At 65.7% G+C, this 12769-nt stretch carries 9 protein-coding genes; 6 read left to right on the top strand and 3 right to left on the bottom strand.

Annotated elements, in window-relative coordinates; genetic code table 11:
• Positions 1–3: 3 nt before the first annotated feature.
• Positions 4–675, bottom strand: a complete 672-nt coding sequence (locus CH281_RS09960; protein ID WP_094694037.1) for a TetR/AcrR family transcriptional regulator — start codon at positions 673–675, stop codon at positions 4–6.
• Between the two features lie 14 nt (positions 676–689).
• The gene (locus tag CH281_RS09955; RefSeq protein WP_032389953.1) at positions 690–1292 is read right to left on the bottom strand and encodes a dihydrofolate reductase family protein; all 603 of its coding nucleotides are present in this window, start codon (positions 1290–1292) and stop codon (positions 690–692) included.
• Positions 1293–1508: 216 nt separating this feature from the next.
• On the opposite strand from CH281_RS09955, the gene CH281_RS09950 reads away from it, so the two are divergent.
• The 5 genes from CH281_RS09950 (at position 1509) to CH281_RS09930 (ending at position 10150) form a co-directional block, all read left to right on the top strand.
• A complete protein-coding gene (locus CH281_RS09950) occupies positions 1509–6443 on the top strand; it encodes an AAA domain-containing protein (RefSeq protein WP_094694035.1) in 4935 nt (1644 codons plus the stop codon).
• A 101-nt stretch (positions 6444–6544) separates the two neighbouring features.
• The gene (locus CH281_RS09945; RefSeq protein WP_094694033.1) at positions 6545–7762 is read left to right on the top strand and encodes a metallophosphoesterase; all 1218 of its coding nucleotides are present in this window, start codon (positions 6545–6547) and stop codon (positions 7760–7762) included.
• A gap of 28 nt (positions 7763–7790) precedes the next feature.
• Positions 7791–8630, top strand: a complete 840-nt coding sequence (locus CH281_RS09940) for an HAD family hydrolase (RefSeq protein ID WP_094694031.1) — start codon at positions 7791–7793, stop codon at positions 8628–8630.
• Positions 8631–8800: 170 nt separating this feature from the next.
• A complete protein-coding gene (locus CH281_RS09935) occupies positions 8801–9349 on the top strand; it encodes an LpqN/LpqT family lipoprotein (protein ID WP_057472880.1) in 549 nt (182 codons plus the stop codon).
• Positions 9350–9451: 102 nt separating this feature from the next.
• Complete coding sequence (locus CH281_RS09930; RefSeq protein WP_032364877.1) at positions 9452–10150, top strand: SDR family oxidoreductase; 699 nt, start codon at positions 9452–9454, stop codon at positions 10148–10150.
• Positions 10151–10205: 55 nt separating this feature from the next.
• Here the strand turns inward: CH281_RS09930 and CH281_RS09925 are convergent, their stop codons facing one another.
• Positions 10206–11093 carry a LysR family transcriptional regulator gene (locus CH281_RS09925; RefSeq protein ID WP_032364898.1) on the bottom strand — a complete coding sequence of 296 codons (888 nt, stop codon included), beginning with the start codon at positions 11091–11093 and terminating at the stop codon, positions 10206–10208.
• 107 nt (positions 11094–11200) lie between these two features.
• On the opposite strand from CH281_RS09925, the gene CH281_RS09920 reads away from it, so the two are divergent.
• On the top strand, positions 11201–12610 hold the full coding sequence (locus tag CH281_RS09920; RefSeq protein ID WP_032364876.1) for a plasmid pRiA4b ORF-3 family protein: 1410 nt from the start codon (positions 11201–11203) through the stop codon (positions 12608–12610).
• Positions 12611–12769: the final 159 nt, after the last annotated feature.

Raw genomic sequence — 12769 nt, 5'->3', positions numbered from 1 at the left:
CGTTCATCCGGTGTGTCCGACGCTCTTGTCCGGTATCCGCAACGCGTTGACCCACAGCCTCGTCGCAGTGGCGAGCAGCGCCTCGTAGTCGGCGTCGGGATTGCCGTCCTCGGCGTCGACGACGAAGTGGTTGAACGCGAGACGACTGATCATCGACGACAATGCGCGGGAGGCGAGCAGGGGATCGAGGTCGGTATCCGCCACGCCGCGTTTCTGCAGGCTCTCGATACTGCGTGCATTGCGTCGAACGAACGCGTCGGCGCGTTCGCGGCGCAGGCGGCGAAAGTCGGGATCGATGTTGGAGACCTGCTCGAGCAGTGCCATCAGCTTGGCGTTGCGCCGATATGCCTCGAAGTACGCCCGATTGCTGGCTGCGATCACGGCAGCGGGATCGTCGTGCGGGTCCACCCGTTCCGTGCCGGGGTGCAGCATGTCGTCCCTGGCCTGTTCGAGCACCGCGGCCAGAATCTCTTCCTTGCTGGTGAAATACGTGTAGAAGGTCCCAGCCGAGCAGTGCGCGGCTCTGGTGATGTCGATCAGCCGGGAGTCGAGGTAGCCGCTGTCCTCGAACACGCGTCGGGCGGCTGCCACCAGTGTGGATCGGGTCCGTAGTCCGCGCTGGGTCGTCGGCCGGCGAGTCGGCTGTTCCCCTTCGGACACCGGTGCGGCAGGCATTCAGTCTTTATACGTCATCGCTCACCGCCGTCGGGGCGAACCAGCCGGGTGAACCGCACGCCGCTGTCGAACTGGCGTGAGTGCAGATGCTCGAACCGTCGTGCGATCGGCGGCTCGGGTCCGGTCTCGGGCGCGAACAGCCCGATTCCCCGGCCGAGCACGACGGGATAGACCTTGAGAAACAGCTCGTCCATCTCGTCGACGAGCTGCCCCGCGAGGTGGCCGCCGCCGCAGAGCCACACGTCGGCGTCGCTGTCCTCGGCTTTGAGTTCTCGAACCAGGTCGATCGGGTTCCGGCCGACGATCGGCTCGGTCGCGTCCGTCGCGGCAGGCAACGTATGGGAGAGCACGTACTGCCGCAGATGGGGGTACGGGCTGGTGATGCCGATGTCGAGTGCGGGTTGCAGGGTCGCCCGGCCCATCACCACGGTGTCGAACCGCGCCGGCGGGGCATCGATGCCGAGTGCGGCGCGGACGTGCACCGGCAGCGTCTCGGGCAGCTCGGTCACGATGGCCTCGAGGTGATCACCCTCGGTCGCGAAGCAGTCGTAGGTGCCGTCGGGCGCGGCGATGAATCCGTCGAGTGTGACGGCGATGTAGTAGACCAGCTTGCGCATGCGACGCTCCTGCGATCGGCGGCCGGTGCGTGTCCGGACGGGCCGCGTTTTCTGTTGTCGTTCCAAGCAACCGAGTCGGTCTTTGTGACCGAACACTAGAACGCATTCTGTGTGCTCGGACCCCGGTGAACAACTGCTTTTCAACGGCTACTGTGACGCGGGTGCGTAAGCACTGTCCCCTGGCGGGACGGCCATTCGAGCATTTGTGGGGAAACTGTGACGGCTGCAGCGGCTACCGGTCGTGAATACGACGACGAGCTCAAGAGCAGGGTTGCGCGCCTGTTGCGCTTCCTGCGCGAGATAGTCGAGGCGCGGTCGAATCCGGTCCTGAGGTTCGACGATCATGTCCAGGTCGAGTGGTTGTACTCCAGTGAGATTCCGGTTCGTCTCGACCCGAAGGCCGGCCAGGGCGGGGTCGTACTTCGGGCGCCGCGCATCGCCGTCGACGACCCGCCCGAGCCACCGGCGCTTCTGACGGGTTGGCTCGATCCCCAGGTCGTCGGTGACAGTCGCTACCGCGAGATCGAGCTCGCCGACGCGTCGACGGCGGCATCACGTCGTCGCGGCGAGGCGCAGGAGTCCGACGCCGATTTCGATATTCGCAAGGCCTACGAGATCAAGAAGGCTTTCGAGCAGTACTCGGAGTCCTGGAAGCAGTGGGCTCAGGAAGATCGAGACCGGCGGCCCAAGGCAGCGCTGTACCAGGCATTGCAACTGATGATGCAAGAGCTCGCCTCGCGCCCCGAGTCGATCGAACTGGTGGTGGCATCGGGTCTGCTGACGTCGAGCAACCCCGACCCCCAGCGCAGCGTGCGTACTCACCTCCTCACCCAGTCGGCCGGAATCGAACGTGATGTGCGGACCGGCGACCTGTTGGTTCGACTGGTCGCCGGTAGTACCCCGCGTCTCGAGGACGGCCAGCTGCTCACCGGATCGAAGGACTTCGATACCTCCGGCTCGGTGGCTCTCGCCGAGAAGCTGCACGGCAACGTCGACTCGCCGCTCGGTGAGGGCGTCGAAGAATTCTTGCGTGAATGGGCGACGCGAGTTCCCCGTTACGAGATCGAGGTGCTCGATCGCCTCGGGCCCCCGGGAGCTCTCGCATACATCGACGACGATCGAACGCTGACGGTCTCGCCCGCACTCGTGCTCCGAACCCGCGACTCGTTCGCGCTGGTCGAGTACTACGAGCAGATGATCGCCGATCTCGACGCCGCCGACTCACCGGTTCCGCTGGGCCTCGCGCAACTGGTCGACGCGATCGAGCCGGCCGATCGGATGGCATGGCTCGAACGGACCGGAGCCGGCGCGTCGGCGGCGCTGGCCGAAGATCCGCTGTTTCCGCTGCCGGCCAACGCCGAGCAGTCGCAGATCATCGAACGACTCGGACGCGACAGCGGTGTGGTCGTCGAAGGGCCGCCCGGGACGGGGAAGACCCACACCATCGCGAACCTGATGTCCGGGCTGCTGGCGCGAGGTCAGCGGGTTCTGGTCACTAGTGAAAAGTCACAAGCTTTGCGAGTCCTGCGCGACAAGCTGCCGCCCGAGTTGCAGGAGCTCTGCGTCTCGATCACCGACCTCTCCCGTGGTGGTTCGGACGAGTTGAATCGCAGCGTCGCCAAGATCGCCGAGCGTAAGACCTCGTTCGACGAAGCCAGTGAGCAGCAGAAGATCGACGCGCTCACCACCCGCCGCGCGGCCGCGCTCGCTCGTCGGACGGAACTGCTGAACCGTGTCAGCGCCCTTCGTGAATCCGAAACCGTTGTGCACGAATATGTTTCGGATGGGTACGACGGCACGGTGGCGTCGATCGTACGTAAGGTCAAAGCAGCCGAAGGTGCCCACGAGTGGCTGCCCGGGCCGTTGCTCGCCGACCGGCCACCGTTCGACGGTGCCCAGGTCGACCAACTCCGAGCGCTGATTGCGACCTCCGACGGTGCCCGCGAGCAACGATCGCGCCAGGTGCTGCCGCGTCCCGAAACGATGCTGCCGAATTCGGCCGAACTCGCAGCGCTGTGCCGGCGTGTGCATACGTCGATAGACGCCGTCCCGCCGCTGGCTGCCGACCTGATCACGTTGCTGAGCGGCGTCGAACCTGCGGTCTCGTCCGACATCCGTTCTCTCTGCGAGGAATTGGCGGCTCGCGTGCGAGTGGTCGCGGAGCTCGATGCCACGTATGCGCGGGTGACCGACTCCGTGCTGTCCGGCGAAGCGTCTCACCTGTGGTCGCGGGTCAGCGGAATCGACGACCTCGTTGCCACTGCCGCAGCGTCCGACCGGTACATCGGCGCGCACGACGTGCAGTGCTCGTCCACGTCTGCTGCGACTCTGCAGGCTATGGATGCGCTCGCAGCTGCGCTGGAATCGGGAATCGAATGGAAGCCGCGGTTTCGGCGTAGCGAGGAGCAGAAGACCGTCGAAGCTCTCGGCATCGTCGCCACCGTCGACGGGCAACCGGCGACGAGTGCGATGGCCGCTCGGCTTGTCGCGGAACATATTCGGGCTCTCGACACCGTGCAGACGGCGGCGGTGTTGCTGGCCGACCTGGCGATCGTCGTCCCACTCGACGGCCCTCGATCGATTCGCGTCAACACCGTTGCGCAGATCGCCGATCGACTCCGTTCCGTAGCGGCAGTGGTTGCCGCTCGTGACGCACTGGTACACCGGCTCTACACGGTGTCGCCTGCTGCGCCGTGGATTCGAAGCCTCGCCGAAGCTCAGGAGATAGCCGGAGCCGCTGCGGCCATCTCCGCGCGCGTCGACATCGACATCGCCCGCGCCGAGCTGGACGCTCTGCAGTTCGCGGTGGCCACTCGTATCGATGCGGGACCGTCGCCCGAAGGTCTGAATCTGGTGACGGCCCTCGGCGCTGCCGATCCTGCAGAATTGGCGGGCGCGGTCTCCGCCTACGCTCAGGCCTGCGCGGAGCAGGAGAATCAGCTGCTGCTCGAGTCGATGTCGGCCACACTGTCGGCAGTCGCGCCGGCCCTGTTCGAGTTGGTCAAGGACACCGCGGCAGACCCGGAATGGGACGAGCTCAGTTGGCAGCTGTCCAAGGCGTGGGCGTGGCGTCGCGCGCGCGAATGGGTCGGTGAGCAGCACCACGGGGGTCTCGAGCAGCAACTCGAAGCAGAGTTGGCGGCCGCGGATGTCGACATCGCTTATCTCACGACGCGTCTCGCTGCCGCGAGTGCCTGGCTCAACAGCCTGCAGCGGATGACGGCCGTCGAGGTTCGCGCACTGCAGACTTACCGCGAGCACATTTCCAGTATCGGTTCGGGTGCCGGCAAGTACGCCGAAACCTACCGCAGCGCAGCACGATCGGCGATGCGAGAGGCACAGAGCGCGGTGCCCGCCTGGGTCATGCCGCTCTCCCAGGTGCTCGCGTCGATTCCGCCGGTGCCGGGTAGCTTCGACGTCGTCATCGTCGACGAGGCCAGCCAGGCCGACATCACGAGCCTGTTCCTGCTGTACCTCGCGCCTCGGGTGATCGTGGTGGGAGACGACCGGCAGTGCGCGCCCGCCGATGTCCCGCAGGCCGGCACACTCGAGGACGTGTTCGACCGCCTCGATGTATATCTCCCGGATCTACCGGAGCACGTGCGGGCGACGCTGACACCGCGGTCGAGTCTGTTCTCCATGCTGCGCACCCGGTTCGGTCAGGTGGTGCGACTACGAGAGCACTTCCGTTCGATGCCGGAGATCATCAATTGGTCGAGTCAGCAGTTCTACGGAGACTCGCCACTGGTGCCGGTGCGGCAGTTCGGTTCCGATCGACTGCCGCCGCTTCGGCACACGTACGTTCGCGGGGCGACGGTCACCGGAAAGAACGCCTCGCTCGTCAACCGTACCGAGGCCATCGCCATCGCCGAGCAGATATCCGAATGCCTCGCCGATACCGCGTACGACGACCTGACCTTCGGAGTCGTTGTGCTGCAGGGGCAGTCGCAGGTCGACGAGATTCGCAACGAGCTGATCAAACGTATCGGCATCGAGCAGTGGGAACAACGCCGCTTGCGAGTGGGCACGCCACCGGACTTCCAGGGCGACGAGCGCAACGTCGTGTTCCTGTCGATGGTGGTGGCACCGGATCAGAACTTCGCCACCCTGACCTCGAACCAGTACAAGCGTCGGTTCAACGTGGCCGCGTCGCGGGCGCAGGATCAGTTGTGGCTGTTCCATTCGGTCACCGTCGATCGCCTCAAACGAGCAGACCTGCGTAACTCTCTGCTCGGCTACGTCACGTCGGTCTCGCCTGCTCCCGCCGATCCGATGCCCCAGAACGTCTCGCGCGAGATCAGGAAAGCCCCGTTCGAGACGCTGCTGGAACAGCAGCTGTTCAACGACCTCGTCGAGCGTGGCTTCCACGTCAATCCCGGTGTCGAAGTGAACAATCGGCGTATCGCGCTCGTCGTCACGGGGGAGTCCTCTCGCCTCGCCGTCGAATGCGACGGTGATTCGTTCTCGACCACCCCCGCGCAACGATCGGCGGATCTGCAACGCGAGCAGGAACTCAAGCGATGCGGGTGGACGTTCTGGCGCGTGCGGGAATCGGAGTACCACCTCGACCGTGACGGTGCTCTCGACAGTCTGTGGTTCACCCTCGCGCGATTGGGAATCAAGCCCGGTGCCGTTGGTGCGGAAGGCGGAACGGCGTCCGAGGAGACCTGGACACCGGTACCGCTCGAGTCCTCGCAGTTCGACGATTCCGGGGCTTTCGAGGCTGCGACACGAACGAACGCACCCGTTCGGCATGATTCGGTGCTGTCTCTGTGGACGATGCCCCGCCTCGACATACCTAGCGACAACACCGCCGACACCGACACCACGAACGGAACCGGCACATCCAGACGGTCGGGGTCGACCAACGGAACCGGTGCTGCGAACGGTTCGAGCACGATCGACGCGACCGGAGCTCCGCGCGCGTCCACACCCCCGACAGCGCCGAAAGAGCCTGCTGCAGCTGCGGACTCGGACGGACCGGGTGCATCCGATTCGGTCGACAGCTCCGAAGAAGTGCGGGGCGCGGTCGACGGAGTCGAATCGAGTGGTGGCGTCGAGGAGTCCGAGAGCTCGGTCGACGAGGTGGTCGCCGAGCACCAACTGCCGCTCAACGGACTGCGGGGATACACCACGCGCAGCAGCCCGTAGGTGTAGCCCGCAGCAGTCGCGGCGCGTCAGCGTGTAGCTCGTTACCGTCGTAGTCTGGTTCGCGGTATTCGCGCACGTTCGAGCAAAGAGGGTCTCCGCCGATGGCAGATCGACAGACGCAGGGGCGGTACGACGACAGGGCTGCGCCGGCCCGGCCCGCACGGACACTTCGTCGGCGAACCATGCTGCCGGCCACGATTGTTGCCGTATGTGCGGTGCTGTTCGGGCTGCCCATGTGGACCGTGCTGTTCGCGGGGGCGCAGTGGCCGCCGGTGGTTCGGCTGCTCGGCGCGGCACTGGTGATCGCTGCCGCGCTCGCCTTGCCCACCGCGATGTATCTCGGTCACCGGCCCGGCATCGAGGGGGACAGGAAGGACGCCTGGGCGCGTCTCGGCGACGTCCTGCTGGGTCTCGCCTGGATCGCGTTCGTATGGTCGGCGCTCTCACTGTTGCTCAGGCTCGGGCTGTGGGCGGCCGGTGTCGACGATCCATTGCGGTCGCGAATCACGGCGGCGGCGACGGCGACAGTGATCGTCGGCCTTGCCCTCTGGGGCCATTACGAGGCCATGCGGACCCCGCGCGTTCGGCACACGAGCGTCAGCATTGCCCGGCTCGGTGCCCGATTCGACGGCCTGCGAGTCGTCCTGGTCACCGACACCCACTTCGGTCCGGTGAACCGAACCGTGTGGTCGAGGCGACTGACCGACGCCGTCAACGCGCTCGAACCGGACGTGCTCGCGCACGTCGGCGACATTGCCGACGGTTCCGTGTCCACGCGCAGGCAACAGGCTGCGCCGCTGGAATCGATGCGCGCGTCCGCCGCCCGCGTCTACGTCACCGGTAATCACGAGTATTTCGGTGAGGCGCAGGAGTGGCTGGACCACATGCAGAGCATCGGGTGGAACGCGCTGCACAATCGTCATGTCGTGCTGCATCGAGGTGACGATGCCTTGGTCATCGCCGGTGTTGACGACGCCACGGCAGCAGGGTCGGGTGCCCCCGGCCACGGTGCCGATCTGGCTGGGGCACTGGCCGGGGCCGATCCGTCGATCCCGGTGTTGCTGCTGGCCCACCAGCCGAAACAGATCGGCGACGCCGTCCGAGCGGGCGTCGATCTGCAGGTGTCCGGCCACACCCACGGCGGTCAGATCTGGCCGTTCGCGGCATTGGTTCGACTGGACCAGCCGGTGGTGCACGGACTGAGCAGGCATGGAGCGCGTACACAGCTCTACACCAGTCGGGGGTCGGGATTCTGGGGGCCGCCGTTCCGGGTGTTCGCACCGAGTGAGATCTCGGTCCTGACGTTGGTGGCAGGCTGACGCGTCGGCACCTGGCAGTATCGGACGGGTGAGGCACACGGGAGAGATCCAGGTAGTCGCAACCGATCTCGACGGCACGTTACTTCGTTCGGATCGAACGGTGTCGGCGCGGACGGCAGATGCGATGGCCGCGGCCGAAGCCGTCGGCATCCGGGTGGTGTGGGCGACGGCGCGGGCGCGGCACTCCATCGCCGAGCTTGCGGCGTCGTGTGGGTTCACCGGTACGGCAGTGGGAGCGAACGGTGCGGTGGTGCTGGACCTTGCCGATGGCAGCCCGGTCATCGTCGCGACCAGGTCGGTGCCAACGGAGACGGTCGCGGCTGTCACCTCCGCCGTTCGATCTCTGGTTCCCGGCGTGGCGTTCGCAACTGTGGGTGCCACTCGTTTCGTCGCCGAGTCGCGATACGCGGAGCTGTGCGTCTTCGCCGACCATCACCGCCACCCGCACGAGATGGAGCTGTCGGAGGACGGTCTGTCGGCCGACATCGAGCCGACAGTCAAAATTGTTGCACGGCATCGTGATACGCCGAGCGAGGAGTTGTACGCGTTGGTGGCCGAGGCAGGTCTCGTCGGTGTGGAACTGACGCACTCCGGGGCACCGTACATCGAGATGTCCGCCGCCGGGGTATCCAAGGCCACTGCTCTGGCGGAGTTGTGCGAACAGTGGGGCGTAGCTCAGGACGACGTGGCAGCAGTGGGAGATGCGCGCAACGACCTTCCCATGCTGGCGTGGGCCGGTACCGCGCTGTGCCCATCGAATGCTGCGGAGCCGGTGCGCGCTGTGGCCGATCGCGTACTGCATTCGCACGACGACGATGCGGTTGCTCGCTATCTCGAAGAACTCACCGAGCGTCGAGTGCAGCGGTAGTCGTTCGCGATACTGTTCTCGGTCGACCGGCCCTCGACCCACCTGGGTCCGACATCACGGATCGCGTTGTCTCCGAACAACAGTGCCCTGCTGTGTGGAGTCGTCGAGGTAGGTTCGGCGGACGCCGGTAGCCTCGGTCGTGCCGAATCGACCACCACGAAGGGCCTGCAGTGAACGACTCTCCCACGACCCGACCGTCCGAACCCACCACGATCGCCGAGTATCTCGACGCTCATGCACTGCAGGTGTTGCCGCTGGACGGCGCTGCGGCGGCCGATCTCGGCATCACGGTGCCGGTTCCCGCGGGGTGGCAGACGCTCGATCCGGCACAGTTTCCCGGTGCGACCCAAGTGACGGTCGAGCCGAACCTGGTGGAGAACGGTTTCGCGCCGAATGCTGTCTTGCTGGTCGGGAAGCTCTCTCGCTCCATCGACCCGGAAGCGTTGATGGCGTTGGGTTTCGGTGACGGGCGCGCGATGCCCGGGTGGGTCGAGCGGGAGGCGAGTACGGCGTCGTGGGTCGGGTGGCCGTCACGGTTCATTCGGGGCACCTACGTCGCCCAAGGGCTCGAGGCTGCGGTGACGACGCGCTACGCAGTGGTCGGCGAGGGAGCTCAGTACTTGGTCCAGTTGACCGTGACGACGCTCGAGTCTCAGCTGGATGCGCTCGCATTCGACGTCTCCGCGATCAACGACGGACTGACGCTTCCCGCGGCATAACTCATTCGGGTTTTCTATGGCAGGGCCTCGTTATCGCGATTGTAGAACCGGCAGGCTTTCGTTTGACTGGTGACGAACCATTCGAGCGAAAGGTGAAACACCATGCGAGTACTTGTGATCGGCGGAGCGTCGGGAATCGGTAGGGCGGTTGCTACCGAGATCATCGACAGCGGAGGAAGCGTCGTGCTCGCCGGGCGTCGGCCGGATGTCGTGGAACGGGTTGTGTCTGCGCTGGGTGATCGAGCCAGCGCCCTGACTGTGGATCTGAGCGACGAGGAATCCATCGCCGCAGCTGCTGCAACTGTCGGAGCGATCGATCACGTCGTGAGTCTGGCCGCCGATCATGCCAACGGACCCATAGGTGAGCTCGACGTCGCCGATATCCGAAAAGCGTTCGACGCAAAAGTGATCGGGCCGATCCTGTTGGCCAAGCATTTCGGTGGGCACATCTCCGAAGGTGGCTCGCTGCTGTTCTTTTCGGGGGTTGCCGCATGGAAGCCGGCGCCAGGGCTGTCGATCATGTCCACGACGAACGGTGCCGTGTCGTTTCTCGTCGAGGCTTTGGCGGTAGAACTGGCACCGATTCGAGTGAACGCCGTGTCGCCGGGAATCGTGGACTCCGGAGCATGGGACGCCATGGGCGACGGCAAGCAATCGTTCTTCGAGGAGACGGCGCGAGCGAATCCTGCCGGACGCGTCGGTCGACCGGCCGATGTGGTCGCCACCGTGCTGTACGCCCTCACCGCCACCTTCGTCACCGGCACAACACTGCATGTCGACGGCGGTGGGCGTCTGAGCTGAACGAGCCGAACACTGGAGCCGGGTTGCTCGTCGAACCCATGTCGTCACTCAGGCGTCATAGTCCGCGTGTTTTCGGCATGCCGTGGCGAGCGAGGTCGGTGAGAAACCGTTGCACCAGGGCGTCGGTAGGGGAGCCGATCATGGCCACCACCGTCCGGCGAAGTGGCGGGCGCAGCGGTTTGACGACTCCGTCGAACCTCGGCGGCAGCGCTGTACTCGGGACGAGTGCGATGCCCAGCCCCGCCCGAGCGAGTTGTGCTGCTGTGCTGGCACTTCGAGTGCGGGTGGCAACGGTCAGAACCACCTCGCTCGATGCGGCCTCGGCGTCGATCCAGGCGGCGAGCCCGTTGGTCGGGTGGTAGTGCACCACGGGCCGATCGAGCAGATCGGCCCACGACAGGTCGGGCCGGTCGGTTAGGTCGAGGCCCTCGGGGACCACCGCGACCACGTCCTCGGTACCGATCTTGACCACCTCCCCGACGAAGCGCGTCGACTCGGGGCCCACTGCCACGTCGCAATCGCCTCGCGCAACGGCGTCGGCCATCACGTCGGCGCTGCTGTATTCGGTCAATTCGATGTCGACGTCGCGGTATTTACGTGCCCAGGTGCGAAGTGTGGGAGCCAGTACGGGAACGGTCATCGTTTCGACGCAGCCCAACCGGAGGCGACCTTCCGAGCCTTCCGCGCAGGCTCTGCCGGTGCGGATGACCCGTTCGGCGGACGCCAGCGCCGCCCTGGCGTCATCGAGGACGGCAAGGCCCGTGGGGGTGGGGCGGACGCCACGGGGGAGTCGCTGCAGTAGTGGGGTACCGATCTCGTTCTCCAAGGCGGCCAACTGATGTGACAGTGCCGGCTGAGACAGGTGTAGTCGGGTCGACGCCGCGGTGACCGAGCCGCAGTCGACGACGGCAACGAAGCATTCCAAGGCGCGCAGAGTCGGCACCGCACGAGGGTAGGCGATACTGCTCTGCACTACCGCCCGGACAGGATCGAGCGGCGGTGTTTCGTGACACCTGGGTCTGCTGCACCGATCCGGCTAGGGTCGTAGGAATGTCGATCAGAACCGGCCGCGTTCGGCACCTGTCGGTGGTGCCGGATATCCCCGAAGCCGACGAGCCGGCCGAACCCAGCGCAACGGAGGGTGCCGCGCGTGGCCTGGCGAATCTGGTGCTGAGGGTGAGTATCGATCACACGCGGCCGTCGATCTGGCGACGAGTGCGCGTGCGATCGGATCTGTTGTTGTCGGAGTTGCATTCGGTACTGCAGATCGCCGTGGGCTGGGAAGACCGACACCTGCACGCATTCAGTGTCAGAACCGCGGGGGCGACCCGACGGTTCGAAATGCAGGAGACCCTCGACGACGAACCGGACGACGACGCCTCCAGTGAGGAGCGGGTACGCGTCGACGAGGTGTTGACGAACCCGGGATCCGTCATGACGTACGAATACGATTTCGGTGACGGGTGGACCCACACAGTCGAGCTGGAACACGAGGACTCCGATATCGACGACCTTCGTTCGATCTGTCTCGACGGTGCCCGCGCGTGTCCTCCCGAGTCCTCGGGCGGTCCGTCGCGCTATACCCAGGCGCTGGACATCGCGGCAGACTCGTCCGACCCCGAACACTCCGAACTTCTCTCCCAGTGGGGTCCGACGTTCGACCCGGCCCGTTTCGAGGTCGATGCAGTCAACCGCGTGCTGCAATCGGCAGATGTCGGTAGGTCGACGCTCGCCGAAGCTGTGGCGGCCGCACCGGCCATCGGGCGACTGTTCGACCGAGTACGACCCACCCACGTGCCGTCACTGATGGCGTTGCTGCCCCGGTGCGAGCTCACCGTCGAGAGCTCGGTGGACCTGCCGGTTGCCGAGATCGCGATGGCCAAGCTCACCTGGTTTCTCCGAAAGGTCGGCGACGGCGGCGCTGTCCTCACCGATGCCGGCTACCTCAAGCCCGCTTTCGTGGCAGCGATCCGCGACGAGCTCGATTGGGGTCTGGGGTGGGTTGGGTCGAGCAGCCGCGAGATCGACCACCATCAGGTCACCGACTTGCGCGAGGCGGTCCGACACCTCGGGTTGACCCGCATCGCGAAGGGGCGGCTGCTGCGCACGAAGCTCGGCGAATCACTGGCAGACGACCCGATCGGCATGTGGCGCCATGCGGCCTCGCGGCTTCCGCTGGGGAGGGAGACGTACGAGACCGATGCCGCGACGCTGTTCCTGATCTCCCTGGCCGCATCGGCCTCAGCAGCCCACCGTAACGAGATGCTGATCGAGACGGTCTCGGAATTAGGCTGGGCCAGTGAGGATTCCGGTGTTTTCGACGCCAAGTTCGCTGCTCAGACGACCATGAGCTTTCTCGACCTCATCGGTGCCCATGGCCCGAGCTTCTACTTTCGGGAAGCCGTATCGGACTCACCGAGTTGGTCCCGTCGATTTGCGCGCGACGCTTTGTCCAGTTGACCGCCGATTCCGAGGCGTTCGGTGCCGTCTCGGCCGGCTCGACGCGTCTCCAGCGCCCTGACCTGCCGATTTGCGTGTGTGGGGTTGGTGGCGTAACTTTTGTCGAGTCAGAGCGACGGACACCGACCCGGTCTTCACGGACTGGGTGAACGAGGTTGG

Origin of the sequence: Rhodococcus sp. 06-221-2, from assembly GCF_002258365.1 — a bacterium.
Taxonomy (GTDB): Bacteria; Actinomycetota; Actinomycetes; order Mycobacteriales; family Mycobacteriaceae; genus Rhodococcoides; species Rhodococcoides fascians.
The sequence above is the reverse complement of the archived record's forward strand: the minus strand, read 5'-3'. Positions and strand labels throughout refer to the sequence as shown.